A 24,543-nucleotide genomic window follows, 5' to 3' on the forward strand; every position below is an offset into this window, starting at 1 on the left:
GACGCCCGCCCCGGACCGTGACGGACGCCCGCCCCGAACCGTCACCGGCGGGTCGCCGGTCGACGGTCAGCCGAGTCGGGCGAGGCCGCGCAGGGCCGGGCTGCGGCCGCGGTCGGGGACGGTCCACAGGGTCTGGCCCCTGACGCCCCAGCGCTCCAGGAGCGCGTTGCCCGCGAGGAAGCCGCTCGTGGCCGCGCGTTCCATGAGGGCCACGGGCAGCTCCGTGCGCACCAGGTCGCCGGCCACCACCAGTCCGGGGTGGGACGTGCGCACGGTCGGCCGGTCGCGGTAGCCCCCGACCGGGAACAGCGGGCAGTCGGCCCGCCATTCGTGCCGTTCGTCCACCACCGTCGCCGCCCTCGTCTCGGGGTACACCCGGTGCAATTGCTCCATCAGGCGTTTCTGCTCGACGTCGTGAACCGCGTCCTCGGGCAGCGCGTAGGCGTGCAGTTCGACGACGGATCCTCCGGTGCGCGCGGCCCAGCGTGCCGACTCGCCCTCCCAGCGCTCCAGCACGCTGACGTTGTCGAGGGTGCCGTAGCCGCTGGTGCCCAGGAAGCCGGGCCGGTCGGCGGCGACCGGGCGGTCCAGCCACAGGCGGGAGACGAGGAACGGCGGAGCGGTGCGCAGCCGGGAGATCCGCTCCCGCCAGGCGGGGTCCGCCAGGCGCGGGGAGCGTGCGACGAGGGAGCCGAGGCCGTTCGTGTCGAGGGCGAGGACGACGGTGTCGTGGCGCTGCTCGGCCGTGTCGGTGGCGACGATGAAGCCGCCGTCCGCGGTGGGCTCGACGGTCTCGACGCGGACGCCGGTGCGCAGCTCGGCCCCGTGGCCCCCCAGGTAGTCGGCGAGGGGGTTCCACAGGGCGGTCGGGAAGGGCTCGTCGGGCACGTCGAAGAGCAGGCCCTCCGCGGAGCCGAGGAAGTAGATGTGGAACATCAGCACCATCTCGGCCGCGGACAGCCGGCGCGGGTCGGCGAAGAAGCTCCGGGAGAACACTTCGAACGCGAGATGGTGCGCGGCCTGCGGGAAGCGGATCGCGTGCAGGAAGTCGTGTGCGCTGACGTCGTCGAGCCGCTCGTAGACCTCGGGGACGCGGACGTCCAGCAGGGGCAGGGCGGCGACCGGGTTCATGCGCAGCAGGTCGCGCGGGGTGAAGGTGGGGCTCAGGGCCACGAAGCCGAGGGCGCTCCAGGGCGGGGTGCGCGGGACGTGCCGGAAACCGTCGTGCAGGCCGCTGCCGTGCCGCAGCGGGTAGTCGGGGAGCGCACGGAGGCGGTCGAGCCCCGGATCGGTGCGCCGCAGCAGTCCGCGCAGGTTGTAGTACTGGCGGAAGAAGGCGTGGAAGCCGCGGCTCATGGTGACGGGGCTGCCGTCGGCGAGGACGGTCGGCCGGCCGGACAGGCGTCCGCCCAGGGCGGGTTCGCGTTCGTAGAGCGTGACCCGCACGCCCCTCTCGGCCAGGCCCGTGGCGGCGGCGAGCCCGGCGATGCCGCCGCCCACGACCGCCGCCGTCGGGGGGCGGTCCGCGTCGGCGCGCGGTGCGCCCGGGGCGGGCAGGAGGGTGCGGGCGCGCCGGTCGCGGCCTCGGCGGGCGGCGTCCGGCCGCCGGGTGCGGGTCATCGGCCGTCCTGAGCGCTCACGCCGGGGCGGCGGGCGACGAGAGTGTGGGTGATGCCCGTCTGCCATCCGGGCAGGGGCAGCGCCCTGACGTCCCGGAAGCCGGCGGCCGTCAGCCGTGCGGCGAAGCGGTCGGCCGTGTCGAAGTCGACGACGCTGCGCCACAGATGGCGGTACAGGCCGCCGTCGCCGAGGAGGGTGGCGACGGGCAGGACGAGTCCGCGGCACACCCCCGTCCACACGGCGCGGTGGACGCCCCGGCCGCTGAGGGTGTACTCGTGCACCGCGAGCCGTCCGTGCGGGGCGAGGACGTCGCGCACCGCACGGAGCACGGCGTCGGGATCGGTGACGTTGCGGAAGAGGTAGGCGGCGAAGACCGCGTCGAACGGGCCACGCACGCCCGCCTCTTCCAGCCCTTCGGCGGGGGCCCGGACGAAGGTCACGCCGTCCCGCCACGGTTTGCGCGCGGCGCGCTCCAGCATGCCGGCGGAGGCGTCGACGGCGGTGATCTCGGCGTGGGGCAGGACCGCCGCGAGGGCGGCCGTCGAGGCGCCCGTGCCGCATCCGAGGTCCAGCACCCGCAGTCCGGCGCCGCCGTCGGGCAGGCCGAGGCGGCGCGCGGAGCGGCGGAGCTGGCCGTGGTAGCCGGGGTTGACGGCGACCAGGGTGTCGTAGCTGCGAGAAGCGTGGTCGAACGCGGCGGCCAGGTCCTCGTCGCGCAGCAGGGTCATACGGTCTCCTCGGGTGGGCGTGCGGCCGCCGGGGGTGCGGCCGGGCTGCCGGGGCGGGGCGGGCGCGGCGGAGGACTCCGCCGCGCGGTCGGGCGGTCGCGGGCGAGCCAGGGCAGTTCCGCCGCGCTGCGCAGCATCGGCAGGACGGGGGTGCGCATCCCGACGGAGAGGTCCTCGTGCAGGCGGGTCCCGCCGTCGAGGAAACGCAGCAGCCGTTCCGCCGGCACCTGTGCGAAGAGCCGCTCGAAGAAGGCGGCGCCGTCGACGCGGCCGGTGTCCAGTGCTCGCAGCATGACCGCGTCCATGGCGAGCGAGCGCGCCGAGTGGGCGGGCGGGGGCTGGGGGTGGCGGTTCGCGTGGAGGGCGTCGGCGACGGCGCGGGTCTGGCGCTGGACGGCGGAGAAGGTGTAGCCGGTGGACGGCCGGGTGGCGCCTCCCGCGGCGCCGATGCGGAACACGGAGGGGGCCGGGCGGGTGTCGAACCGGGCGTCGGTCATGGGGATCACGCCGGTCTCGGTCGCGGTGACCTCGAAGGGGCCGAGGCGCAGCACGTCACGGGTGTAGCGGCGCAGTTCGTCCTCGTACGCCTCGCGGGACAGGACGGCGCCGGAGAACCGGGTGTACTCGACGAGCGCCTCGTGCGGTCCGGTGGGCAGGACGTAGCCGAAGGCGAGGCCGTGGGCCGGCTGCGGCACCCTGAAGTCCATGAGGTCCACCGTGCCGGGCTCGAAGGCCGGCCGCTCGGTGTGCACGAACCAGCCGCGGAAGTGCTGCAACAGGGTGGTGCGGGCCGCGGGCGGACGGGCCGGGGGCCGGGAGTCGAAGACCCAGCGGGCGCGCACCGTCACCGGCCGGCCGTCGGCGGCACGGGCGTGGACGTCGGCTCCGCCGGCGTCGCCGTCCACCGTCTCGACGGTCGCCTCCAGCCGTGTGACGCCGTCGCTCCGGGCCAGGTCGCGGTCGACGAAGCGCTCGAAGTCGTCGGAGCGCAGCATCTTGTAGCGCAGCGGGTCGATGTCGTCCTCGGTGCGCCGCCCGGTGGGGCCGTGCACGCGGAGCCTGCGCCATTCGGCGGTCAGCGCGGTGTCGTACGGGCCCGCGCCCCGCTCCCAGAAGCACCAGGTCCGGCTCGGTGGGCGGAGCGGACCTGGCGGTGCGTCCACCAGGACGACGGACACGGGCCGTGACGCGGGGGCGGCCCGGGTGAGCCGGTGGACGAGGGAGAGTCCCGCCGCTCCGGCGCCCAGGACGGCCACCTCGGTGTGCAGCACGGACCGCTCCCTCCTCGTACGCGTCCCACCGGTGGTGCGGGCTGCCGGTGGCCTGTGGGAAGCATTCCCCCTGGAAGCCCTCCGCGGATGCAGGCTCCGCCGGTCCGGTCGGCCGTCCGGGGGACCGGCCGCAAGGGGAGCCTGCGCGAAGGGGGAAGGGCGCGGGGAACTGCGTAGGACCGACGGCGGGGGGGGCTTCAGTGGTCCGTCCGGCGGGGCCGGCCGTGCCGCAGGCGGGCCGGTACGCGGGCGAGGCGGCGGACGACGGCCCGGAGCGCCTCGCTCCAGCCGTGCGGCGCGCGGACCCCGGGGCTGCGCGCGGGGTGGGCGAAGTGGTCGGCCGGATCGGGCGCGGGCGGTGTCCGGGGGCCGTCGTCGGCGAGGCGGGAGCGGATCGCGGCCCATACGCGGGCGGGAGGCGCGTGCAGGATCTCGCCCGGCCGGGTGAGGCGGCCCGCGGCGACGGCGCGTTCGTAGCCGGCCAGCCGTTCTCGGCATGTTCGGCACCGGCGGAGATGACGCGCGGCCTCGTCGTCCCACGGCGCCCGGCCGCCGTCGAGGGCGCGGGCGGCCAGATCCGCGTGGGGGATGTGGGACAGTTCCGGGTCCTCGGCCACGCCGTCCTCCTGACGTCCGCACGGTCCGTGGCGCGAGCCCCGCCCTCGACGGCGCGACCCCGCAGCGGGCGAGCCCCTTGCGACGGCTCCACGCGCACCACTACGGGCCCGGGGGCCGCGCCGGATGCACCGATGACACGATCCGTGCCCGCCGACGGCCCGTCCGCGGGGCCCGGACCGCGATCACGCCGATGCATTGTTTCTGCGTCGAATCACGGTCCGCTCACCGTGCGACTCACTCTGCACGGCTCCCCCGTGGCTCACTCCGCGCGGCCGTCGGCGCCCTCCCCCTGGAGGCAGCGCCCGAGGCGGTGCAGCCCGCGCCGTGCGTGACTCTTGACCGTGCCCAGGGGCCAGCCCGTGAGGTCGGCGATCTGTGGCTGCGTCAGATCGTCGTAGAAGGCGAGGGTGAGGACGCGGCGCTGCGCCGCGGGCAGCCGGGCGAGTTCACGGCCGATCAGGACGCGGTCGAGGACGGCGTCCGGCTGCGCGTCGGCGTCGGCCTGCCCGAGGGACATCCGCGCCCCGGCCGCGGCCACGAGGTCGGCCCGCCGGGTGCGGGCCGCCAGGGCGTCGGCGATCTTCCGGCGGGTGATGCCGACCAGCCACGCGCTCAACGTGCCGCGTTCGGGAGCGAACCCCGCCCGCCCCCGCCACGCGGCCAGGAACACCGTCTGGGTGACGTCCTCCGCCTCGCGCGCGTCTCCCAGCGATCGCCGCCCGAGGGTGTACACCAGCGCGCCCCACCGGTGGTAGGCGGCGGCGAGACACGCTTCGTCGCCGGACGCGAACCCGGCGGCGAGTTCCTCGTCGGCGAGGGAGTCCTCCGCCGGGGCCCACAGCGGGACGCTGCCGACGCTGTCGACGATGTGCTCGGTGACGGGGCGTGCGGTCATGGTGCTGCTCCTCGTGCGGCGGCGGTGACCGTGCGGTCTTCGGGACGCACGGGTGGGCCGGGACTTCCGGGAGCGGCCCCCCGCGTGCCGTGCTCGCGGTCGCCGACGGCGACCGCGACTCCCCCACCATGCGAAGCCGGACAGAGGCTGGACAACTTGCGTCGTCCTTGCATCGTTTCTCTCCCGGGGCGGGCCGGCAGGCCGTGCGGGTGCGCGCGGCGCGATCGGCCAACCGGCCGAGTGCCGCCGCACGTTCTCCCCCGATGGCGCATCCGGGGACGGCCCTGTCGCGGAAGGGATTACGTCAGACACCCAGGCGAGCGCGGCGAGAGGAACCGGGATGCGTCCCACCGAGGCGAAGGATCTTCCTGTGGCACAGAAGGCGCCGGACCCTCACTCCGTGCGGCCCGCCGGCGGGTTTCCCCTGCTCGGAGACGGCCTGCCCGCCCCGGGCGCACCGGCGCAGGCGCCCCGGCCGGTCCGGCTGCGCCTGGACGACGACGGCCTGGCGGACGTCGACGCCGATGTGCCCGCGGCCGTCGGCCGTCTCCTGGCGGACCTCCTGGACGAACGGGTGGAGCGGGCGGCGGCTCTCGACCCGGTGTTCGGGCACGACCTCGCCGAGCGCGTAGCCGCCTTCACCCTGGAGGGAGGCAAGCGCATGCGCTCGCGGTTCGTGTGGTGGGCCCTGCGGGCCTGCGGCGGCGGCCCGGCCGAAGCGGAGGCCGCCCTGCGGGTCGGGGCCGCACTCGAACTGATCCAGACCTGCGCCCTGGTCCACGACGACGTCATGGACGGCTCCCCGCTGCGCCGCGGACGGCCCGTCCTGCACGCGGACGTCGCCGCCCAGTACGCCGGCGCCGTCCCCCGCGACGGCGGCCGGCGCTTCGGCGAGGCCGCGGCGATCCTCGCCGGGGATCTCGCGCTGGCCTGGGCCGACGACACGGTCGCCGCCCTGGAGCTGGACGCGGACACCGCCCGCCGGGTGCGCGACCTGTGGAGCACGATGCGCACCGAGATGGTGGCCGGTCAGTACCTGGACCTCCAGGGCCAGGTCACCTCCTCGGTGTCCCTGGCCCGTGCCGTGCGCGCCGCCTGCCTCAAGAGCGCGCTGTACTCGGTGGAACGTCCGCTGGCCCTCGGAGCCGCCCTCGCCGGGGCGGACGCCGCGCGCGCCGCCGCCCTGTGCTCGGCCGGCCGCTGCGTCGGCATCGCGTTCCAGCTCCGCGACGACCTCGCGGACGTGTTCGGCGACCCCGCGCACACCGGAAAACCCACGGGCGGCGACATCCGGGCGGGCAAGCCCACGTATCTGGCGGCGGTGGCCCGGGCCCGCGCGAAGGCCACGGGCGACCGGCGCGCCCTGGCCGTGCTGCGGCGCTCGCTGGGCCGCGCCGACCTCCCCGACAGCCGTCTCGGCGAGGTCCGCGACGTGCTGGTGACCACCGGCGCGCGGGACGTCGTCGAGGCGAAGATCGACCGGCTGGTCGCCCAGGGGATGCGCCATCTGGACTCGGCGCCGCTGGAGGCACAGGCCCGCAGGCGACTGCGGGAGCTGCTGCACGCGGCGGCCGGCACCGCTCCCGTCCCCGCGCCCGGTCCCGGCGGCGCGGACCAGGGCATGCCCGTGTCCGCCCTGCTGACCGTCGGCTCCGAAGGGGGCGTCCGATGACCCGGACCGTCACCGGCCCCACCGATCACGTGGTCGTGGTCGGCGCGGGGCTCTCCGGTCTCGCGGCCGCACTGCACCTGCTGGGCGCGGGCCGCCGGGTCACCCTGGTGGAGCGCGACGAGCTGCCCGGCGGCCGGGCCGGAAGGCTGGAGCGCGGCGGCTACCGCATCGACACCGGACCCACCGTGCTGACCATGCCCGACCTCGCCGACGAGGCGTTCGCCGCGGTCGGCGAGCGCCTGCGCGACCATGTCGACCTCGTCCCCCTGCACCCCGCCTACCAGGCGCGGTTCGCGGACGGCAGCAGCCTCGACGTGCACACCGACGCGGCGGCGATGGAGGCGGAGGTCGAGCGGTTCGCCGGCGCCGGGGAGGCCGCGGGCTACCGGCGGCTGCGGCGATGGCTGGAACAGCTGTACCGCGCCCAGATGCGGCGCTTCATCGACGCCAACTTCGACTCGCCCCTGCAACTGCTGACCCCGGACCTGGCACGGCTGGCCGCCCTCGGCGGATTCGGGCGGCTGGACGCGGGCATCGGCCGCCACCTGCGCGACGAACGGCTGCGCCGCGTCTTCTCCTTCCAGGCGCTGTACGCCGGAGTCGCCCCGGCGAGGGCTCTCGCCGCCTACGCCGTGATCGCCTACATGGACACCGTGGCCGGGGTGTACTTCCCGCGCGGCGGCATGCACGCCCTGCCGCAAGCCATGGCGGACGCCGCCGCACGGGCGGGCGCCGACCTGCGGTTCGGGCAGACCGTCAGCCGGCTGGAACGTTCCGCCGGACGGGTCACCGCCGTCGTCACCGACCGGGACCGCATCCCGTGCGACGCCGTGGTCCTGACCCCCGACCTCCCGGTCGCCTACGGGCTGCTCGGCCGGACGCCGCGCCGTCCGCTGCGCGTCTCCCACGCTCCGTCGGCGGTCGTCCTGCACGTCGGCACCGACCGGACCTGGCCGGGGCTCGGCCACCACACGCTCTCCTTCGGCGGCGAGTGGCGCCGCACCTTCGAGGAACTCACCCGTGACGGCCGCCTGATGAGCGACCCGTCACTGCTGATCACCCGCCCCACCGCCACCGACCCGTCCCTCGCGCCGCCCGGACGCCATCTGCATTACATCCTCGCCCCCTGCCCGAACACCGACATCGGGCCGGACGCCGCCGCCTGGGGCGACCTCGGCCCGCGCTACCGCGACAGCGTCCTGCGGACACTCGACCGGCGCGGCTTCGAGGGCATCGCGGAGTCCGTCGAGGAGCAGGCCCTCGTCACCCCCGCGGACTGGACGGCCCAGGGACACGCGGCCGGCACCCCCTTCTCCGCCGCCCACACGTTCACGCAGACCGGGCCGTTCCGCCCGCGCAACCTGGTGCGCGGCACAGACAACGCGGTCCTCGCCGGGTGCGGCACCACCCCGGGCGTCGGCGTCCCCACCGTTCTGCTGTCCGGCAAGCTCGCCGCGGCCCGCATCACCGGGCGGCACACGGCCGCCGCACCCCGACGCCCGCGCGCCGTGCCGCGCGTGCCGGACCCGCCCGCCCTGCCCGAGGGGCCGGCCGTGCCGGAAGGAGCCTCTTCATGACGGTCCGTGAACTCGACGCAGCGGGCATCACCGATCCCGCGCTGCGCGACGCCTACACGCGGTGCCGGCGGCTCAACGCCCGGCACGGCAAGACGTACTTCCTGGCCACCCGGCTGCTGCCGGTGGAGCGGCGGCCGGCCGTCCACGCCCTGTACGGCTTCGCCCGCTGGGCCGACGACATCGTGGACTCGCTGGACGCCGGCCTGCCCGCCCACCGCCGCGCGGCCGACCTGGCCCGGCTGCACGAGCGGCTCCGGCAGGGGCTGCGGGACGGGGAGAGCACGGAGCCGGTGGTCCTCGCGCTGGCCGACACGGCCCGGCGCTACGCCATCGACCACGCCCACTTCGGCGACTTCATGGCGTCCATGCGCAGCGACCTGGAGGTCACCGACTATCCGACCTACGACGACCTGCGCGCCTACATGCACGGCTCCGCCGCGGTGATCGGGCTCCAGATGCTTCCCGTGCTGGGCTGCGTGGTCCCCCGTGAGGAGGCCGCCCCGCACGCGGCCGCGCTCGGCGTGGCGTTCCAGCTGACCAACTTCCTGCGCGACGTGGGTGAGGACCTCGACCGCGGGCGCGTCTACCTGCCCGCCGATCTGCTGGCCGCCCACGGCGCCGACCGGGAGTTGCTGCGGTGGAGCCGCCGAACCGGCCGCCGCGACCCGCGCGTCACCGCGGCCCTGCGGGCCTTCGAGGACCTCACCCGCGGCGTCTACCGGGAGGCCGCGCCCGGCGTCGCCATGCTCGAACCCGTGTCACGTCCCTGCATCCGCACGGCTTTCGTGCTCTACGGCGGCATCCTCGACGCGATCGCGGACGACGGGTACGCCGTGCTGCACCGGCGGGCCGTGGTGCCCCGGCGGCGGCGCGCCGCGGTGGCCGCCGACGGACTGGTGCGGCTGACGGCGGCCCGGATGCGGGCGGGCGTCGCGCGCCGGACGCCGCCGTCCGCCGACCCCGCTGCCCCGTCCCTCGCCCCCGGAGGGTCCGCCGTCCCGGCACGGAGCGCGTCGGCGCACCCCGCGCACCGGGCCGTCACCGTGCACCCCGTGCAGCCCCTGCACAAGGAGGTCTCGTGAACGCCCGTCGTCCCGTCCGCCGCGGACGCCTCCCCCTGTCCCTGCGCCGGGACCCGGTCGCCTGGGAGCGGCAGCGTCCGACCTGGCGCGAGGCCCGCCCGGCGGTCATCGCCCAGGCGCTGAAACGCGCCCAGGCACGCCCCTCGGGCAACTGGTTCGTCGTCGGCGCGACCCGCGACGTGCCGGCCGACCGGCCCCTCGCCCGGACGGTCGCCGGACGCGAGATCGTCGTCTGGCGCGACGCCGCGGGCCGGCTCGTCGCCGGGCCCGGCGTCTGCCCGCACCTGGGCGCACCGCTGCGCGACAGCCCCGTCCGGTGCGGCACCCTCGTCTGCCACTGGCACGGACTCGCGCTGCGGGGCGGACCGTTCGCGGGCTGGGAGCCGCTGCCCGCACACGACGACGGCGTGCTGGTGTGGGTGCGCCTTGACGACGTGGGCGGCGAGCCGCCGCTCGACGCGCCGGTGGTGCCCGCAAGGCCTGCCCCGGACCGCGCGGTGACGGCCGTCTACGTGGGCGTGGGGGCCTGCGAGCCGGAGGACGTCGTGGCCAACCGGCTGGACCCCTGGCACGGCGCCTGGTTCCACCCGTACTCCTTCGTCGACCTGACCGTCGTCGGCGCCCCCGCGGCCACGGCGGCCGGGCACACGCGAGAGGGAACGGAGGCGGACGGAGCGGCCGACGGGGAAACGGGCGGCGACGCCGCGGCGGCGCGGGAGGACGGTTTCGTCGTCGACGTCTCCTTCCGGCTCGCCGGACGGCTGGTCGTGCCGGTCCGCGCGGTGTTCACGGCGCCGGAGCCGCGCACGGTCGTCATGCACATCACGGAGGGCGAGGGCCGCACGTCGGTCGTCGAGACCCACGCGACCCCGCTCGGCGCGGACGAGCGCGGGCGGCCCCGCACCGCGGTGGTGGAGGCCGTCGTCGCCGCGTCGGACCGTCGCGGCTTCGCCGTGGCGCGCAGGATGTCGCCGCTGCTGCGCCCGCTCGTGCGGGCCGCGGCGGGACGGCTGTGGCGCGACGATCTGGCCTACGCGGAACGGCGCTGGCAACTGCGCTCGACGGGCCGCTTCCCCGGCTGAGCGGGCCTGGCCCGGCTGCCACGAGCGCCGTCCGACGTCGCCGTCAGCCGTCCGCCGCCGTCGCCCGGCGGTGCCGTCGGGCCGGGTGTCTGCTGCACTCGGGGTATGGACCTGCTGACCTTCGGCCACAGCACCGCGGACCGGGAGACGCTGGCGAGGCTGCTGCGGCAGGCGCGCGTCGCCGCCGTCGTGGACATCCGGACGGCGCCCGGCAGCCGCCGTGACCCCGACCTGTCACGGCAGCGGCTGGGCGAATGGCTGCCCGAGGAGGGTATCGCCTACCGGTGGGAGAAGCGCCTCGGCGGCTTCCGCAGGCCCGCGCCGGACTCGCCCGACACGGTCTGGCGCAACGAGTCCTTCCGCGGCTACGCCGCTCACACCCGCAGCCCGGATTTCGTGGCCGCCATGGACGAGGTCGTCCGTCAGGCGGCCGGGCCGCGCACCGCGGTGATGTGCAGCGAGGCGGTGTGGTGGCGATGCCACCGCCGCCTCGTCGCCGACTTCGCCGTCGTGGCGCGCGGCGTGGCCGTCCATCACCTGATGCACGACGGTCGCCTCACGCCCCACACGCCGACACCCGGGGTGCGCCTGCGCGACGACGGCCTCCTGGTGTACGACGACGGCGGCGACGGCGCACCGGGATGACCGCGCGGAGGGCACGGGGACCCCAGGTGCGACGCCAGCCCACCGGCCCGGCGCGGCGGGCCTCCGGCAGCCTCGGCTCAGCGGGGGACGTCGACGTGGAGGCGGACGGTGGTGCCGTGATCGCGGCTGGAGCGGATCTCGACGAGGTCGCAGAGCTGCTGGGCGAGCCAGAGCCCGCGCCCGCCGATCTGGTCCACGCTGGGACGGGTACGGCCCGCCATCACGTCCGGGATGTGGCCGGCGTCGCGGAACTCGCAGACGAACGTGGCGTCCTGCGTCCACGTGCGCAGCGTCCCGTGGCCCCCGCCATGCCGGATGCTGTTCGTGGCGATCTCCGTGACGGCGACGGCCAGCTTGCGCCGCTGCTCCTCCGCGACGCCCGCTTCCGAGGCGCACCGGTCGACCCGGGAGCGCACCGCGGCCAGGTCGCCGTGGGCGTACTCCAGCTCGTGGAAGGGGTCGCAGGCGGGGATCAGGGCCTCGAAGGGGTATTCCTCGGCGGTGAGGTAGTCCTCGTTGCTCACGTGGTGGCCGTTCCGGCGGATCAGCGGGTGGCAGCGCGACAGGCTGCGCAGGGCGCCACCGTCGTCCTCGGTGTCGTCGTAGGGGCACAGCATCGACCAGGCGGTGCTGCGGGCGAAGGCCCGGTTCAACAGCCATTCGTGGTAGCGCAGTTCGGACAGGTGGGCGGCGCTGCGGGCCTCGCGCCAGGCCGTCTCCCCGATGCCGCGCACCGGCCGGTCCCCCTCGCCCCGCTCGTGCATCCATGCCACCCAGGCGCCCACGAGCCGGCCCGGGTTGGGTCCGAGCGTCGTGGTGTCGACGAAGGTGACGGCGGCCTCGTCGCCGAGTGCGCCGCGCAGGAGCGAGGCCCTGTCCGGAGGGACGGCGACGACCACGGACTCGCCGCCCTCCAGCGCTTCGTGGATGTACGCCAGGGTGCCGGACAGGAACTGGCCGATCCCGCGATAGGGGTAGAGCTCGTGGCGGAACGTGGAGCCGGCCCGGTCGGCCGGGTGCGCGGGCGGGTTCGCGGTCACGCGGCCATCACCACCGGCACCGCGGCGGTCGCGTACCCCGCGAGCTGCCAGCACAGGCGCACGGTGTCGTTGGCGCCTTCCACGACGACACGGCGGTCGGGCAGCCGGCGGGCCGCGTCGACGAGGGCGTGCATGCCGGCGGCGTCGATCATCTCCAGTGCGTCGAAGCGCAAAGTCACCTTGGGGGAGAAGCGCGTCGCGGCACGCATCGCGGTGTGGAACGCGTCCGCGCCCTCTGAGTCGATCACACCGTCCACGCTCCAGACGTCGGCGCCCGCGCTGTACATCCGAAAGGCCGGACGCTCAGCGCGTATGCCCATCTCGTGCGGGTGCACACCTGCCACATGGTCCAGCGTAGGCCCGTCCCACCGCGACGGCCGGAAGGCGCACACCACGATGGCGTTGGTCTCCGAGGCGAACTCGTCGAGCCGCAGTTCCTGGGCCACCAGTTCCTCGGCGTCGCCCGGGGCCGCCGAAGGCGGCCGCTCGGTCAGCACCCGCACCGACCGGTATCCCTCCCGGACCGCGGTCCGCGCTTCCCGGCGCACCGCGGCGAGGAGCGAGTCGGGGTCCGCGACGCGCTGCGGGTCGAGGATCACCGAGGCGGAGGGGACGGCGTCACGGGGAAGGCCGGGGACGGCGCCGGTGGCGGCCACCACGATCTTGTCGCCGTACAGAGCGCCGTCCGCCACATAGGCGAGCACACCGGCGTGGTTCGCGCCGGCCGAGTCCGGGTGCCAGCAGATGTGGTCACCGAGCTCGACGTCGTCGAACGTGGCCAACGTCCGCGCCACTCGCACCTGGCCCCCTTCCGGACTTCCCGTCTTCCCGGAACTCGCAGAGCCCGGGATGCAGAGAGTACCGGGCCGGGCGGATCGCCGTTCGGCTCCCCGCCCACCCGCCGACCCGCCCACCGGTCCGCGACAGGGCGCGCGGGGCTGCGGGCTCGCGGTCGTGCGGCGGTCGCAGGGTCAGTCCTCCCGGGCCGGACGGCCGGCGCCCTCGGCGTCCGGGTCGCCGGGACCCAGTCGGACACAGCATTCGCCGGGCTCCGGGGCCAGGACGGCGTCGATGCCGCTGACCTGGAGGCCGTCCAGAAAGCCGCTGAGGAAGGCCTGGTTCATGCCGCACACCAGGTCGGGGGCCTTGGCGGCGAGCGGGTGGAAGGGGCAGTTGCGCAGCCTGAGGCGGGTGGGGGTCTCGCGGACGGGCTCGTACCCGTAGCCCTCCAGCATCCGCTCGCAGGCGGTCAGTCCACGCTCGGGGCCCAGGCGGCCCGGGCGCGTCTCCTCGCGGGCCGCCTCGCCGGTCCGCCGGCCGCGCCGCTCGGCGCTGCGCACGGCCGCCTGCGCGGCGCTCTCGTCGGCGTCCGCGGTGAGCACGGCGTCCAGCAGCAGGTCGGCCAGGAGTTCGTGGCGCCGGTCGGGGATGTTCACCGTGATCTGGGCGTCGGTGGGTTCGTACACCTTGGGCTGCCGGCCCACCTTGCGGACCGCGCCGGGCGTCCCGTAGCGGGCGCGGAGCAGGCCCGCGTCGACGAGCTTGTCGAGGTGGAACGCGGCGAGTTTGCGGGATATGCCCACGCTCGCGGCGGCCTCGTCGCGGGTGACGGCGCGGCGGGCGCGCCGGATGAAGGCGAACATGCGCCGGCGCGAGTCCTCGTTCAGGACGCTGACGGACTCGATGGCGGCGTCGGCCGCTTCGGCCTGCGGAGTCGGGGCGGCCTGCGGATTCAAAGCGGCCTGCGGAGCCGGGTCGGGAGCCACTCCCCCACGGTAACTCCTACCGGCGTGGTTCCCCAGCACCTTCGGGCCCTCTGCGCTGTGGTCTTGACGCGGCCGTCGAATAAGACCAAGCTTTATTGGTGAAAAGGAGGCCGCGATGCCTACGGAGTCCCACCTCACCGATGCACAGCTCTCCGCCTCACGGATGCAGGCGAAGCGGCCGGTGAGCGCCGCGCTCGCCGGCCCGTACGGGCACCCGTTCCATCCGATCCTGGTCACGGTGCCGATCGGGGCCTGGGTGACGAGCCTGGTGTTCGACGTCGCCTCGCGGGTCGTGGACCGTCCGGGGTTCCTGACCGAGGGATCCGAGTGGCTGATCGGCGTGGGCGTGATCGGCGCCCTGCTCGCGGCCACGGTCGGTTTCCTGGACCTGTTCGCCATCCCCGCCCGGACGCCGGCCTTCCGCACGGCCGTGGTCCACATGTCGCTGAACCTGCTGGTGACCGCCGCCTACGCCGTCGGCTTCTGGTGGCGGCACGGTTCGTACACCGACGGCGGCAGCGTGGACGCCGGCCCGCTGACGCTGTCCGCCGTCGGCGTGGCGGTCCTCGGCGTCTCGGGCTACCTGGGCGGCAAGCTCGCCTACCGCTACGGCGTACGCGTCGCCGACGAGAGCACCCAGGCCGAGGGCTACACCCCCGGCCGCGGCGGCCGCGGCCGGGGCCCCGGCTCCCTCTGATCCGGCCCGCCGCACCGGCTTCCCGGCGGCCGGAAACCTCCGCCCGCCTTCCGCACGTCGTCCCCCGGGAGTTCCCCATGGCCATCGCCGCACTGATCACCTGGGTGGTCACCGCCCTCGGCGGCTTCTACCTGCTCGGCACCTGGATCCGACGCGGTGGGGTACGGCAGCAGCAGACCGGAACCAGCCGCCTGCCCGCCCCCGTCCTCTTCGGCCACTTCGCGCTGGCCGCGATCGGGCTGGTGATCTGGATCGTCTACGCCGTGTCCGACGAGGACGCCCTGGCCTGGACCGCCTTCGGCCTGCTGCTGCCCGTCGCCCTGCTCGGATTCGTGATGCTGGCGCGCTGGATCCCCGTCCACCGCGAGCGCGCCGCCGCCATGACGGTCCCGTCCGCCGCCCCGTCCGCCGCCTCGACCGGGGCGGCCGACGGCACCGTCCCCGCGGAACGGCATTTCCCGCTCGCGGTCGTCCTGGCCCACGGCCTGTTCGCCGTGCTCACCCTCGTCCTGGTGCTGCTCACCGCACTCGGCGTCGGAGGCAGCTGACATGACCGAGAACACGCACCGCACCCCCGCCCGCAGCGAGCGCCCCGCGCCGGACGACCTGGCCCCGGCCCGGCCCGTACGGCCCGCACTGCGCGTCGTCCACCAGCCCGGCGGCGTCGACCTGGCCGCCGCGGAGGCCGCGGCCGGCCGGTTCCTCGACGCCCTCGGCGTCCGCACCGACTCCGAAAGCCTGCGCGGGACGCCGGGCCGGATGGCCCGCGCCTACGCGGAACTGTTCAGCCCGCGGCCCTTCGATCTGACCACGTTCCCGAACGACGAGGGCTACGACGAACTGGTCCTGGCCCGGCGGATCCCGGTGCGCAGCGTGTGCGAGCACCATCTGCTGCCCTTCGTCGGCACCGCTCACGTCGGCTATCTGCCCGGCGCCCGCATCCTGGGCCTGTCCAAACTCGCGCGCGTGGTCGAGCACTTCTCCTGCCGTCCGCAGGTCCAGGAACGGCTGACCAAGCAGATCGCCGACTGGCTTCAGCTCCAGCTGGAACCCAAGGGCGTCGGCGTGGTGATCGAGGCCGAGCACTCCTGCATGACCCTGCGCGGCGTGCAGGCCGCCGGTTCCAGCACCCTGACCTCCACCCTGCTCGGGCTGCTGCGCTCCGACGCCCGCTCCCGCAGCGAGTTCCTCGCCCTCACCGGCGCGGCCCCCTGACCGGGCGGCCCAGCGGGTCACCTCGGGCCGGGCGGCGTACGGTCCGGGCGCTCCCCGTCTGCCGCGGGCAGTTCCACGGTGACGCTCAGGCCGCCGTCGGGACGCGGGACGAGGGTGAGCGTGCCGTCGTGCGCCCGGACCACGGACGTCACGATCGCCAGGCCGAGACCGACGCCCGCGTGAGCGGCGTGGACGCGTTCGGTGCCGCGCCGGAACGGTTCGGTGAGCGTCGAGACCGCCTGCGCGGTGAGCTTCTCGCCCGTGTTCTCGACGGTGAGCAGCGCGGTGCCGGGGAGGACGCGGGTGCCGATTCGCACGACGCCGTGGCCGGGGAGGTTGTGGACGATCGCGTTGTGCACGAGGTTCGTGGTCAGCTGGAGCAGGAGCGCCTGCGATCCGGTGGCGGGAGCGACGTCGCCGTCCGTCTCCACGGTGACGCCGAGCCGTTCCGCGAGGGGCAGCAGCGTCTCGACGGCTTCTTCCGCCAGGAGGGACAGGTCCACGGTCTCCCGGGTGAACGAGCGCTGCCCGGCGCGACTGAGCAGCAGCAGCGCCTCCGTGAGGTCGATCGCCCGGGTGTTGACGGCGTGGAGGCGGTCGAGGACCTCGGCGGCGTCGTGGTGCGGATCGCCGCGGGCGGCGTCCAGCAGCGCCTTCGACGTCGCGAGCGGGGTGCGCAGTTCATGGGAGGCGTTGGCCGCGAACCGCTGCTGCTCGGCGACGTGCGCTTCGAGACGCGCGAGCATCTCGTCGAAGGCGTCGGCGAGTTCGCGGAACTCGTCCCTGCGTCCCGGCAGCCGGATGCGGTGGGAGAGCGATCCGGCCGAGGCCAGGCGGGCGGCGTCGCCGATGCGGGCCATCGGGGCCAGCATGCGGCCGGCGAGGATCCATCCCCCGGCGAGGCCGAAGGCCAGCAGCAGCGCGAACACCGCGGCCGCCCGCGGCGCGAAGACGCGCAGGAGATTGGAGCGGACCGGAAAGACGCCGTGGTCGGCGTCGGCGGAGTCGGTGATCATGAGCGCCCGGTCGGGGACGTAGCGCAGGAGGAACACCCACACCGCGGCGAGCAGCAGGACGCCCGCGAGCATGAGGAACCCGGCGTAGCTGAGGGTGAGCCGGGCGCGGACGCTCAGTCCGGGGGCCCTATCCACGCGCGTTCTCCCCGGCCGCCGCGATGCGGTACCCCACGCCCGGCACGGTGGCGATGATCCAGGGCTCGCCGAGCCGCTTGCGCAGAGCGGAGACGGTGATGCGGACGGCGTTGGTGAACGGGTCGGCGTTCTCGTCCCAGGCGCGTTCCAGGAGTTCCTCGGCGCCTACGACCCCGCCTTCGGCGGCGACGAGGACGTCGAGCACGGCGAACTGCTTCCTGGTCAGGGCCACGTAGCGGCCGTCGCGGTAGACCTCGCGGCGGAACGGGTCCAGCCGGAGGCCGGCGATCTCCCGCACCGGCGGCCTGCTGTGGGCGCGTCTGCGGTCGAGGGCCCTGAGCCTGAGCGCGAGCTCGCGCAGCTCGAAGGGTTTCGTGAGGTAGTCGTCGGCGCCGAGTCCGAAGCCGGTGGCCTTGTCGTCGAGCCGGTCGGCCGCGGTGAGCATGAGGATCGGCATCCCGCTGCCGGAGGCGACGATGCGCCGGGCGACGACGTCTCCGGAGGGTCCGGGGATGTCGCGGTCCAGGACGGCGATGTCGTAGGCGTTGACGGCGAGCAGTTCGAGGGCCGTGTCGCCGTCGCCGGCGATGTCGGCCGCGATCGCCTCCAGGCGCAGGCCGTCGCGGACGGCTTCCGCCAGATACGGTTCGTCCTCCACGAGCAGCACGCGCATGCGGTCGATGCTACGAGCCCCCGCATATCGTCCGCGTATCAAGAACCGCATACGCGCCGGCGACAGGGCACCCCGTTCACTGGGCCGCATGGCTCGCATTCCCTCACACCCGCACGGCGTCACCGGAGCGCTCGCACCGCCCCCGCCCGCCGGCCAAGCGCCCCCCGGCTCGCGCTGGGCGGGCGTGCTCCGGCGGACGGCCCTGCGCGCGTCGCGGCCGGAGCCCTGGCGGCGCGGGCGGCTGCTCGCGTCCGCGGCGCTGCTGCTGGGCCTGATCATGCTGCTGCACGCGTGGGTCCCGAACCGGGTCGGGAACCTCGGCAGCCTGGTGGAGACCGTGCTGCCGTGGTTCGGCCTGTTCGTGCCGGTGCTGCTGGCCGGCGCGCTGTGGCGCCGCTCGGCCTCGGCGGCCGTCGCCCTGCTGCTGCCGGCCCTGGTGTGGCTGCACCTCTTCGGCGGGCTGCTCGGCGACAGATCCCACCCGGGCGGCGACCTCGTCGTGGCCACCCACAACGTCGGGGCCGGCAACCCTGACCCGGCCGGCACGGCCCGCGATCTGGCCGCCTCCGGCGCGGACGTGCTGGCCCTGGAGGAGATCACCCCGCAGGCCGGGGCGGTCTACGAGCGGGGCCTGGCGGCGGCGTACCGGTACCACGCGGTGCGGGGCACGGTCGGGCTGTGGAGCACGCTGCCGCTGAGCGACGTCCGGACCGTCGACATCGAGACGGACTACGGGCCGCTGGGCGCCACCAAGCCGGAGGCCGTCAAGGCGTCCTACGCCCGGGCCCTGCGCGCCACGGTGACCACCCGCCACGGTCCGCTGGCCGTGTACGTGGCCCACCTGGGCTCCGCGCGGGTGAATCCCCGGTCCGGTTTCTGGACCGGCTCCCGCGACCGCAACGCGGCCGCGCTCGGCCGGGCCGTCGCCGCCGAGCACAACGCGCGGGTGGTGCTGCTCGGCGACCTGAACGGCACCCTGGACGACCGCGCCTTCGACGGCCTCGCCTCGCGGCTGCGCTCCACCCAGGCGGCGGCCGGCAGCGGCTTCGGCTTCACCTGGCCGGCGGGCTTCCCCGTGGTGCGCATCGACCAGATCCTGGTCCGCGGCGTGACACCGCGCGGCTCGTGGTCGCTCCCGGCCACGGCGAGCGACCACCTGCCGGTCGCCGCCTCGGTCAGCTGGTGACCGCCGTGCCCGGCGGCCGGCATGTCACTCCTCGTCGGCCGGTCCGGTCAGCTCGGCGTTGAACTGGGCTCCGAACAGCAGGGCCAGGTTGGACAGCCACAGCCAGACCAGGAACACCACCACACCGGCCAGCGAACCGTACAGCCGGTCGTAGGTGCTGACGTGGGAGGTGTAGAGGGCGAAGGCCAGCGACACCGTGAGCAGGAGCACCACGGCCAGCGTCCCGCCGGGGGCCATCCTCCCGACGGGACGCGAGCGCTCCGGCCCCGACCGGTACAGGACGAGCACGAGGGCGACCGCGACGGCCGCCACCACCGGCCACCGCAGGGCGTCCCACGTGGCCTGCGGCGCGGTCCCCAGGTCCAGCACGTGTCCGAGGCGCCGGGCCAGGCCGCCGCTGAGCAGCAGGGCGAGCGTGGAGGTGAGCAGCAGGGTGCTCAGCACCAGGGCCGTCAGGACGATGCGCGGCGCCGTGCGCCAGACCGGCCGGTCCGCGCTGGTCCGGTGCATCGCGTACAGCGCCCTGCGGAAGACGCTGAGGTAGCTGCATCCCGACCACAGGGCTCCCGTCCCGCCGGCGAAGATCAGCGTCCACGCCGTGGAGGACTGCTCGGACATCTGCCGCAGGGTGCTGCGCAGCAGGGCTCGCGACTCGGCCGGGGCGGCCTGCGCCATCCGGTCGATGACCTCGGGCTTGGCCGTGGGCACGGTCAGCCCCAGGATCGACAGGATGACCAGCAGCAAGGGAAACAGGGCCAGGACCGCGTAGTAGGTCAGCGCGGCCGCCCAGTCCGTGACGTCGTCGTTCCACACGGTCACCGGCGTGCGGCGCAGCGCCGCCCACCACCGGCCCGCGCGACCGTCCGCGGCGGCCGCGTCGTCGATGACGGGGATGCTCCCACCCTGCGCTGCCAACCCGTCCCCCAGTCCTGCGACGCCCTCCGGTACGTGTCCCGGCTACCCCGCCGCGTGGCCGATAGCCGGACCGGCGCCGGGCCGATCCGCGCGGACGGGCGAGGGAGCGCGAGGACATGGCGGCGTCCGACGGCGGTGCGGGTTGTCGTGGCCGTGCGGGGCGGGGCCTCACAGGTGCATGGTGCCGCGTTGCTGGGGCAGAATCGTCCGAGCACGCCCTGAGCGGGCAGGCCCAGGCGCAGCCGAGGAGACGTGAACGACATCCCCAGGGAAGACCGGCCGAATCATCTTTCCGTCGAGCCCCGCGTGGTCGACGGCGTCCTCGTCGTGACCGTCGAGGGCGAGATCGACCACGACGTCAAGGACGTCCTCAGCCAGGCGCTGCTGTTCGACGACAGCGCGCTGCCGCCGCCGCGGATCGTGGCGGACCTCAGCGGCGTGAGTTTCATGGACTCCAGCGGCATCAACGTGTTCGTCACGGCGCATCGGCGGGTGAGCGGCGCGCAGGGATGGCTGCGCATCGCCGGGGCCCAGGAGTCCGTCGTGCGTCTGCTGCACCTGGTGGGCATCGACGAGATCATCACCTGCCACGCCACCGTCCAGGAGGCGCTGAACGCCTGAGGCGCCGGGGGCCGGTCGCCGCGGGGGTGCGCCCCTCGCGGCCCACAGCCGGTCCCCGGACTCAGTCCCGGCGCACCTTGAACCGCAGGTGCAGCACCCGTTCGCCCTGGATCATCACGTGCGGGTCCTCCAAGAGCCGGGGGCCGTCGATGCCCGCGAAGTAGCGTTTCCCCGAGCCGAAGACGACCGGCACGACGTCCATCGCCACCTCGTCGACGAGGCCCGCCGCGAGGATCTGGCTGCCGACCTCACCGGCGTTGACGGCGATCACCCGTCCCGCGGCGAGTTCCTCGGCCCTGGCGACCGCGGCCTCGACGTCGCCGACGAAGTGGTACGACGCCTCGGGATGCCACCCTTCGGGCTTGGGCCGGTGGGACACCACGACCACGTGGTCGCCCGCGGGCGGCTGCCCCTCCCAGCCGTTCACGAGGTCGAACAGGGTGCGCCCCATGATGATCACGCCGATCGACTGCCACATCGAGCGGACGTACTCCGCCGACGCCCGCGAGACCCGGAAACCGAGCCCCGCCCCGGAGTGGTCGAACTCCTCCGCCCCGGCCGCTCCCCCGTCGCCCTCCCGCGGCCCCTGCGCCTCGCGTTCCGGGAGGATCGGCGTGTCACCGCTGAAGTACCACTCGTGCAGTGGTCCGACCTCGTCGTTGTCGTCGGCGATGAAGCCGTCCACCGACACCACGTTGTGCATGATCACCGTGCTCACGGGTCCTCCTCCGGACGTGTCGCAGCGCTCCGCCTCCGAATCCTGTCCCCTGCGAGGGCGTCCACGCTCGGGGCGCGCTCGGGGAAGATCCGGAGGGCAGGGCCGCGGACCGCAGGCAGACGTCGGCCCCCTGGCCCGGTGTGGGCGCCGCGGGGGCGCGGTGGTCAGCCGGGGAAGAGGCCCGCGACGGCGGGTCCGGCGAAGCCGGCGGCCTTCGGGTTCGAGGCCAGGGAGAGATGGGCGGTGACGAGCTTTCCCGTGGCGCGAAGGGCGACGACGACCTTGTCGCTGACGGTGTGCACGAGGTGCATCCCGTGACCGCCGATGCGCCGGGGGTCGACCTTCTTCGGCGCCGGTTTCTCGGTGGAGCTGTCCCAGACCGTGATGGTCAGTTCGTCGTCGGTCAGCTCGAGGGTCATTCCGCAGGGGCCGGGGGCGTGGACGATGGCGTTGGTGACCATTTCGCTGGTGGCGAGTTCGGCGTCGACGGCCAGGGTGCTCGGCACCGCCGCGCGCCCTATGCGCCCGGCGTTGCCGAGGAAGGCGCGCAAGGCGTGGCGGGCGTCCGCGGCACGGGCGGCGCCGTCCCCCCAGATCGCGCCGTAGCGCAGCGGGGTACCGTCGTCCCCGCGCTGTCCGTCTGCAGTCTGCTTCACCAACGGGGTGACCATAGGGGTCTCTTTCGTAGCGTTCACCGCTCTTCGGCGCTTCGGTCTGCTCTCCTCCTCCCGTCTACCCGGGCACCGGTCGCCCACACCGTGGGATGCCCCGGCGCGGCTCGTACCGCCCGCGCGCCGGGGGTTCCGCCCGCCCCGTCAGGGCCGGGTCGCCGCGTCGCTGTCGGGGTACAGGGGGAAGATCTGGTCGAGTCCGACGACGTGCAGGACGCGCACGGTGTGAGCGGGGACGGCGGCCAGCGCGACCTCGGCGCCGGCGGCTTGCGCCAGGTTGCGGGCCGCGATGAGGGCGCTGATGCCGCTGGAGTCGCAGAAGTCCATGCCGGCCAGGTCCAGGACGAGACGCCCGCCCGGTCGCAGGGGGACCGTCGGGAGCAGGTCGGTCAGCTCGGTGGCGTGCGGATAGGCGAGCGCGCCGGCGATCTCCAGAACGGGACCTGTCTCGGCGTCTCGGGCGGTGATCTTCAGCTGGCTCATACGCGCGTCGTGGTCCTGGGGTCGGGGGCGGGAACGCCGAGGGCGAGCAGGGCGGTGTCGTCGTCGAGTCCGTCGCCGAAGTCGTCCAGCAGGCCGGTGAGGGCCTCGATCACGGCGTGCGGGGACTTGCCGGCGTGGGCGGCCGTGAAATCGCGCAGGGCCTCGTCCCCGTACAGGTCGGCGCGGTCCTCGCCGATGCGGGCCTCGGTGAGGCCGTCGGTGTAGAGCAGCAGGGTGTCGCCGGGGGCGAGGACCGTGTCCGCGGTGGCGAAGCGCGCCTCGGGCAGCGCGCCGACGAGGAAGCCGCCCGGGGTGGGCAGGAAGCCGGCGGTGCCGTCGGCGCGCAGGACGAGGGCCGAGGGGTGGCCGCCCGAGGCGATGCGGACGCAGGCCTCCCCGGTCGCGGCATCCGGTTCGACGATGCCGAATATGGCGGTGCAGTAGCGGGGGTCGCCGCCGGTGTAGCGCTCGTGCAGCACCTTGTTGAGGGTGGAGAGCGCCGAGACGGGGTCCGGGTCGTGCAGGGCGGCGGCCCGCAGGGTGTAGCGGGTGAGCGAGGTGACCGCGGCGGCCTGGGGGCCCTTGCCGCACACGTCCCCGAGGAAGAAGGCGAAACGCTTGCCGTCGACGGGGAAGAGGTCGTAGAAGTCGCCGCCGAGCCGGTCGGGTGACGCCGTGCGGTAGTGGACGGCCGTCTCGACTCCGGGTACCGGCGGCAGCGAGTCGGGCAGCAGCGACTGCTGGAGCGCGGCCAGGGCGTCCTGGAGCCGGGTGCGTTCGGCCTCCGCCTGTCTGCGCGCCTCCTCGGCCTCTTTGCGGGCCCGCAGCAGCTCGGCCTCGTAGGCGCGGCGGTCCCGGGCGTCGAACAGGGTGGTGCGGATCAGGAGGGGTTCGCCGTTGCCGCCCTGCTTGATCACAGAGGAGACCAGTACCGGGATGCGCGCGCCGTCGGCCCTCTTGACCTCCAGGGCGATGCCGCCGATCTCGCCCTGCATGCGCAGCAGCGGGGCGAAGTGCGTCTCGTGGTAGAGCTTGCCGCCCACGCTCAGCAGGTCGGCGAAGCGCATCCGGCCGACCACCGCGTCGCGGTCCAGGCGGAGCCAGCCGAGCAGGGTGTCGTTGATCTTGGCGATGGTGCCGTCCATCAGCGTGGAGAGATAGCCGCACGGCGCGTTCTCGTACAGTTCCTCGGCGCTGTCCTCCAGCAGTGCGGCGAAGGCGGCGTCGGCGGTCCGCTCGTCGCCCGTGCCCTGCCGCTCGGGCTGCTGCCCGGTGCGGCACATCACCGTCGGCCGGCCAGGAACGCGGTGATCGCCTCGTTGGTGGCCTCCGGCGCGGAGAGGTGGGGGCAGTGTCCGGTCGCGTCGAGCGTGACCAGCGTCGAGCCGGGGATCGCCGCGTGGACGAAGGCGCCGACCTCGCGGGGGGCGATGACGTCCTGGGTGCATTCCAGGATCAGGGTCGGCACCTGGACGGTCTTCAGGTCGTCCCTGGCGTCCGAGAGGAACGTGGTCCGGGCGAAGACGCGGGCCATGTCGGGGTCGGTGGCGCAGAAGCTGTTGGTCAGCTCGTCGCCGAGTTCGGGCCGGTCCGCGTTGCCCATGATCACCGGCGCCATCGCCGCCGACCAGCCGAGGTAGTTCGACTCCAGGGACGCCAGGAGCTCGTCGATGTCCTCGGCGCTGAACCCGCCGCGGTAGCCCTCGTCGTCGATGTAGCGGGGGGAAGGGGCGACCATCACCAGCGCTCCGATGCGCTGCGGCGCCTGGTCTGCGGCCAGCACCCCGATCATCGCGCTGACCGAGTGCCCGACGAAGACCGCGTCGTGCAGGTCCAGCGCGTCGCACACCTCGACCACGTCCCGGGCGTAGCCGTCGAGGGTGGCGTAGCGGTCCTCGGAGAAGGCGGACGGATCCGAGCGGCCGGATCCCACGTAGTCGAACGTCACCACCCGGTAGTCGGCCGCCAGAGCCGGGACGGTCAGCCGCCACATGTTCTGGTCGCAGCCGAACCCGTGCGCCAGGACCACCGTCCGCCCCTGCGGGTTGCCGGTGACGGTGACGTTGTTCCTGCGCTCGATGTCCATGTGCCCCACCCTCTCAGACGCGGCGCCCTGCTCTCGCCCGGCCGCGTTTCGTCACTCCCCGCACCCGTCTTCTTCACATGCCGCACACGAGGGCCTGGGCCGGTGCGCGGGCGCAGGGGCGCGCGCAGGGA

At 74.8% G+C, this 24,543-nt stretch carries 26 protein-coding genes; 10 read left to right on the plus strand and 16 right to left on the minus strand.

Features of this window, described 5'->3' with window-relative positions; genetic code table 11:
- Positions 1 to 66 precede the first annotated feature (66 nt).
- The 5 genes from ACGFSH_RS30475 to ACGFSH_RS30495 all read right to left on the minus strand — a co-directional run bounded on the left by ACGFSH_RS30475 (position 67) and on the right by ACGFSH_RS30495 (position 5,132).
- Positions 67 to 1,620, minus strand: a complete 1,554-nt coding sequence (locus ACGFSH_RS30475) for an FAD-dependent oxidoreductase (RefSeq protein ID WP_393354100.1) — start codon at positions 1,618 to 1,620, stop codon at positions 67 to 69.
- Complete coding sequence (locus tag ACGFSH_RS30480) at positions 1,617 to 2,348, minus strand: class I SAM-dependent methyltransferase (protein WP_393354102.1); 732 nt, start codon at positions 2,346 to 2,348, stop codon at positions 1,617 to 1,619. The genes ACGFSH_RS30475 and ACGFSH_RS30480 overlap by 4 nt, the downstream gene beginning before the upstream one ends.
- Positions 2,345 to 3,619, minus strand: a complete 1,275-nt coding sequence (locus tag ACGFSH_RS30485; RefSeq protein WP_393354105.1) for a lycopene cyclase family protein — start codon at positions 3,617 to 3,619, stop codon at positions 2,345 to 2,347. Before ACGFSH_RS30485 ends, ACGFSH_RS30480 begins: the two co-directional genes overlap by 4 nt.
- 197 nt (positions 3,620 to 3,816) lie before the next feature.
- Positions 3,817 to 4,236: a hypothetical protein gene (locus ACGFSH_RS30490; protein WP_393354107.1), complete on the minus strand. Its 420-nt coding sequence runs from the start codon at positions 4,234 to 4,236 to the stop codon at positions 3,817 to 3,819.
- Between the two features lie 260 nt (positions 4,237 to 4,496).
- Complete coding sequence (locus ACGFSH_RS30495; protein WP_393354109.1) at positions 4,497 to 5,132, minus strand: sigma-70 family RNA polymerase sigma factor; 636 nt, start codon at positions 5,130 to 5,132, stop codon at positions 4,497 to 4,499.
- 340 nt (positions 5,133 to 5,472) lie between these two features.
- On the opposite strand from ACGFSH_RS30495, the gene ACGFSH_RS30500 reads away from it, so the two are divergent.
- The 5 genes from ACGFSH_RS30500 to ACGFSH_RS30520 all read left to right on the plus strand — a co-directional run bounded on the left by ACGFSH_RS30500 (position 5,473) and on the right by ACGFSH_RS30520 (position 11,190).
- Positions 5,473 to 6,804 (plus strand): polyprenyl synthetase family protein, encoded by a 1,332-nt coding sequence (locus ACGFSH_RS30500; RefSeq protein ID WP_393354111.1) that lies wholly within the window; start codon positions 5,473 to 5,475, stop codon positions 6,802 to 6,804.
- On the plus strand, positions 6,801 to 8,381 hold the full coding sequence (gene crtI / locus ACGFSH_RS30505) for a phytoene desaturase family protein (protein ID WP_393354113.1): 1,581 nt from the start codon (positions 6,801 to 6,803) through the stop codon (positions 8,379 to 8,381). The genes ACGFSH_RS30500 and crtI overlap by 4 nt, the downstream gene beginning before the upstream one ends.
- Positions 8,378 to 9,463: a phytoene/squalene synthase family protein gene (locus ACGFSH_RS30510; protein ID WP_393354115.1), complete on the plus strand. Its 1,086-nt coding sequence runs from the start codon at positions 8,378 to 8,380 to the stop codon at positions 9,461 to 9,463. The genes crtI and ACGFSH_RS30510 overlap by 4 nt, the downstream gene beginning before the upstream one ends.
- Entirely contained in the window at positions 9,460 to 10,545 is a 1,086-nt protein-coding gene (locus ACGFSH_RS30515) for a DUF5914 domain-containing protein (protein ID WP_393354117.1), read from the plus strand. The genes ACGFSH_RS30510 and ACGFSH_RS30515 overlap by 4 nt, the downstream gene beginning before the upstream one ends.
- A gap of 105 nt (positions 10,546 to 10,650) precedes the next feature.
- A complete protein-coding gene (locus ACGFSH_RS30520; RefSeq protein ID WP_393354119.1) occupies positions 10,651 to 11,190 on the plus strand; it encodes a DUF488 family protein in 540 nt (179 codons plus the stop codon).
- A 77-nt stretch (positions 11,191 to 11,267) separates the two neighbouring features.
- Here the strand turns inward: ACGFSH_RS30520 and ACGFSH_RS30525 are convergent, their stop codons facing one another.
- From ACGFSH_RS30525 to ACGFSH_RS30535, 3 genes are all read right to left on the minus strand, one after another.
- Positions 11,268 to 12,230: an anti-sigma factor RsbA family regulatory protein gene (locus ACGFSH_RS30525; protein ID WP_393354121.1), complete on the minus strand. Its 963-nt coding sequence runs from the start codon at positions 12,228 to 12,230 to the stop codon at positions 11,268 to 11,270.
- The gene (locus ACGFSH_RS30530) at positions 12,227 to 13,024 is read right to left on the minus strand and encodes an MEDS domain-containing protein (RefSeq protein ID WP_393354123.1); all 798 of its coding nucleotides are present in this window, start codon (positions 13,022 to 13,024) and stop codon (positions 12,227 to 12,229) included. The genes ACGFSH_RS30525 and ACGFSH_RS30530 overlap by 4 nt, the downstream gene beginning before the upstream one ends.
- Before the next feature lie 177 nt (positions 13,025 to 13,201).
- The gene (locus ACGFSH_RS30535; protein ID WP_393354125.1) at positions 13,202 to 13,996 is read right to left on the minus strand and encodes a helix-turn-helix transcriptional regulator; all 795 of its coding nucleotides are present in this window, start codon (positions 13,994 to 13,996) and stop codon (positions 13,202 to 13,204) included.
- 115 nt (positions 13,997 to 14,111) lie between these two features.
- On the opposite strand from ACGFSH_RS30535, the gene ACGFSH_RS30540 reads away from it, so the two are divergent.
- The 3 genes from ACGFSH_RS30540 (at position 14,112) to folE (ending at position 15,908) form a co-directional block, all read left to right on the plus strand.
- Positions 14,112 to 14,693 carry a DUF2231 domain-containing protein gene (locus ACGFSH_RS30540; protein ID WP_393354127.1) on the plus strand — a complete coding sequence of 194 codons (582 nt, stop codon included), beginning with the start codon at positions 14,112 to 14,114 and terminating at the stop codon, positions 14,691 to 14,693.
- Positions 14,694 to 14,770: 77 nt separating this feature from the next.
- Positions 14,771 to 15,241: a hypothetical protein gene (locus ACGFSH_RS30545; protein ID WP_393354129.1), complete on the plus strand. Its 471-nt coding sequence runs from the start codon at positions 14,771 to 14,773 to the stop codon at positions 15,239 to 15,241.
- A gap of 1 nt (position 15,242) precedes the next feature.
- Positions 15,243 to 15,908 (plus strand): GTP cyclohydrolase I FolE, encoded by a 666-nt coding sequence (folE, locus tag ACGFSH_RS30550; protein WP_393354131.1) that lies wholly within the window; start codon positions 15,243 to 15,245, stop codon positions 15,906 to 15,908.
- Between the two features lie 17 nt (positions 15,909 to 15,925).
- On the opposite strand, the gene ACGFSH_RS30555 is transcribed toward folE, so the two are convergent.
- Positions 15,926 to 17,059 carry a sensor histidine kinase gene (locus tag ACGFSH_RS30555; protein ID WP_393354133.1) on the minus strand — a complete coding sequence of 378 codons (1,134 nt, stop codon included), beginning with the start codon at positions 17,057 to 17,059 and terminating at the stop codon, positions 15,926 to 15,928.
- Positions 17,052 to 17,732, minus strand: a complete 681-nt coding sequence (locus tag ACGFSH_RS30560; RefSeq protein WP_393354135.1) for a response regulator transcription factor — start codon at positions 17,730 to 17,732, stop codon at positions 17,052 to 17,054. The genes ACGFSH_RS30555 and ACGFSH_RS30560 overlap by 8 nt, the downstream gene beginning before the upstream one ends.
- 88 nt (positions 17,733 to 17,820) lie before the next feature.
- Between ACGFSH_RS30560 and ACGFSH_RS30565 the strand changes: the two genes are divergently transcribed.
- Positions 17,821 to 18,918, plus strand: coding sequence for an endonuclease/exonuclease/phosphatase family protein (locus tag ACGFSH_RS30565; protein WP_393354137.1), 1,098 nt, complete (start codon positions 17,821 to 17,823; stop codon positions 18,916 to 18,918).
- A gap of 24 nt (positions 18,919 to 18,942) precedes the next feature.
- Here ACGFSH_RS30565 and ACGFSH_RS30570 read toward each other — a convergent pair whose 3' ends face one another.
- Positions 18,943 to 19,833 (minus strand): YihY/virulence factor BrkB family protein, encoded by an 891-nt coding sequence (locus ACGFSH_RS30570; protein WP_393354139.1) that lies wholly within the window; start codon positions 19,831 to 19,833, stop codon positions 18,943 to 18,945.
- Positions 19,834 to 20,085: 252 nt separating this feature from the next.
- On the opposite strand from ACGFSH_RS30570, the gene ACGFSH_RS30575 reads away from it, so the two are divergent.
- Entirely contained in the window at positions 20,086 to 20,454 is a 369-nt protein-coding gene (locus tag ACGFSH_RS30575) for an STAS domain-containing protein (protein WP_393354141.1), read from the plus strand.
- Between the two features lie 61 nt (positions 20,455 to 20,515).
- Here the strand turns inward: ACGFSH_RS30575 and ACGFSH_RS30580 are convergent, their stop codons facing one another.
- The 5 genes from ACGFSH_RS30580 to ACGFSH_RS30600 all read right to left on the minus strand — a co-directional run bounded on the left by ACGFSH_RS30580 (position 20,516) and on the right by ACGFSH_RS30600 (position 24,412).
- Positions 20,516 to 21,172, minus strand: coding sequence for a dihydrofolate reductase family protein (locus ACGFSH_RS30580; protein WP_393354143.1), 657 nt, complete (start codon positions 21,170 to 21,172; stop codon positions 20,516 to 20,518).
- A 164-nt stretch (positions 21,173 to 21,336) separates the two neighbouring features.
- Positions 21,337 to 21,828 (minus strand): ATP-binding protein, encoded by a 492-nt coding sequence (locus tag ACGFSH_RS30585; protein ID WP_393354145.1) that lies wholly within the window; start codon positions 21,826 to 21,828, stop codon positions 21,337 to 21,339.
- A 159-nt stretch (positions 21,829 to 21,987) separates the two neighbouring features.
- Positions 21,988 to 22,326: an STAS domain-containing protein gene (locus ACGFSH_RS30590; protein WP_393354147.1), complete on the minus strand. Its 339-nt coding sequence runs from the start codon at positions 22,324 to 22,326 to the stop codon at positions 21,988 to 21,990.
- Positions 22,323 to 23,609, minus strand: coding sequence for a PP2C family protein-serine/threonine phosphatase (locus ACGFSH_RS30595; protein WP_393354149.1), 1,287 nt, complete (start codon positions 23,607 to 23,609; stop codon positions 22,323 to 22,325). The genes ACGFSH_RS30590 and ACGFSH_RS30595 overlap by 4 nt, the downstream gene beginning before the upstream one ends.
- Positions 23,609 to 24,412 (minus strand): alpha/beta fold hydrolase, encoded by an 804-nt coding sequence (locus ACGFSH_RS30600; RefSeq protein ID WP_393354151.1) that lies wholly within the window; start codon positions 24,410 to 24,412, stop codon positions 23,609 to 23,611. Before ACGFSH_RS30600 ends, ACGFSH_RS30595 begins: the two co-directional genes overlap by 1 nt.
- Positions 24,413 to 24,543: the final 131 nt, after the last annotated feature.

The sequence above is a fragment of the Streptomyces sp. NPDC048481 genome (assembly GCF_043200075.1).
Lineage (GTDB): Bacteria > Actinomycetota > Actinomycetes > Streptomycetales > Streptomycetaceae > Streptomyces.

What these genes read in the sequence shown, in the direction of transcription:
- ACGFSH_RS30475 (WP_393354100.1), bottom strand. Translation starts at nt 1,620, where the DNA reads ATGACCCGCACCCGGCGGCCGGACGCCGCCCGCCGAGGCCGCGACCGG.
- ACGFSH_RS30480 (WP_393354102.1), bottom strand. Translation starts at nt 2,348, where the DNA reads ATGACCCTGCTGCGCGACGAGGACCTGGCCGCCGCGTTCGACCACGCT.
- ACGFSH_RS30495 (WP_393354109.1), bottom strand. Translation starts at nt 5,132, where the DNA reads ATGACCGCACGCCCCGTCACCGAGCACATCGTCGACAGCGTCGGCAGC.
- ACGFSH_RS30500 (WP_393354111.1), top strand. Translation starts at nt 5,473, where the DNA reads ATGCGTCCCACCGAGGCGAAGGATCTTCCTGTGGCACAGAAGGCGCCG.
- crtI (WP_393354113.1), top strand. Translation starts at nt 6,801, where the DNA reads ATGACCCGGACCGTCACCGGCCCCACCGATCACGTGGTCGTGGTCGGC.
- ACGFSH_RS30510 (WP_393354115.1), top strand. Translation starts at nt 8,378, where the DNA reads ATGACGGTCCGTGAACTCGACGCAGCGGGCATCACCGATCCCGCGCTG.
- ACGFSH_RS30520 (WP_393354119.1), top strand. Translation starts at nt 10,651, where the DNA reads ATGGACCTGCTGACCTTCGGCCACAGCACCGCGGACCGGGAGACGCTG.
- ACGFSH_RS30540 (WP_393354127.1), top strand. Translation starts at nt 14,112, where the DNA reads ATGCCTACGGAGTCCCACCTCACCGATGCACAGCTCTCCGCCTCACGG.
- ACGFSH_RS30545 (WP_393354129.1), top strand. Translation starts at nt 14,771, where the DNA reads ATGGCCATCGCCGCACTGATCACCTGGGTGGTCACCGCCCTCGGCGGC.
- folE (WP_393354131.1), top strand. Translation starts at nt 15,243, where the DNA reads ATGACCGAGAACACGCACCGCACCCCCGCCCGCAGCGAGCGCCCCGCG.
- ACGFSH_RS30560 (WP_393354135.1), bottom strand. Translation starts at nt 17,732, where the DNA reads ATGCGCGTGCTGCTCGTGGAGGACGAACCGTATCTGGCGGAAGCCGTC.
- ACGFSH_RS30565 (WP_393354137.1), top strand. Translation starts at nt 17,821, where the DNA reads ATGGCTCGCATTCCCTCACACCCGCACGGCGTCACCGGAGCGCTCGCA.
- ACGFSH_RS30590 (WP_393354147.1), bottom strand. Translation starts at nt 22,326, where the DNA reads ATGAGCCAGCTGAAGATCACCGCCCGAGACGCCGAGACAGGTCCCGTT.
- ACGFSH_RS30595 (WP_393354149.1), bottom strand. Translation starts at nt 23,609, where the DNA reads ATGTGCCGCACCGGGCAGCAGCCCGAGCGGCAGGGCACGGGCGACGAG.
- ACGFSH_RS30600 (WP_393354151.1), bottom strand. Translation starts at nt 24,412, where the DNA reads ATGGACATCGAGCGCAGGAACAACGTCACCGTCACCGGCAACCCGCAG.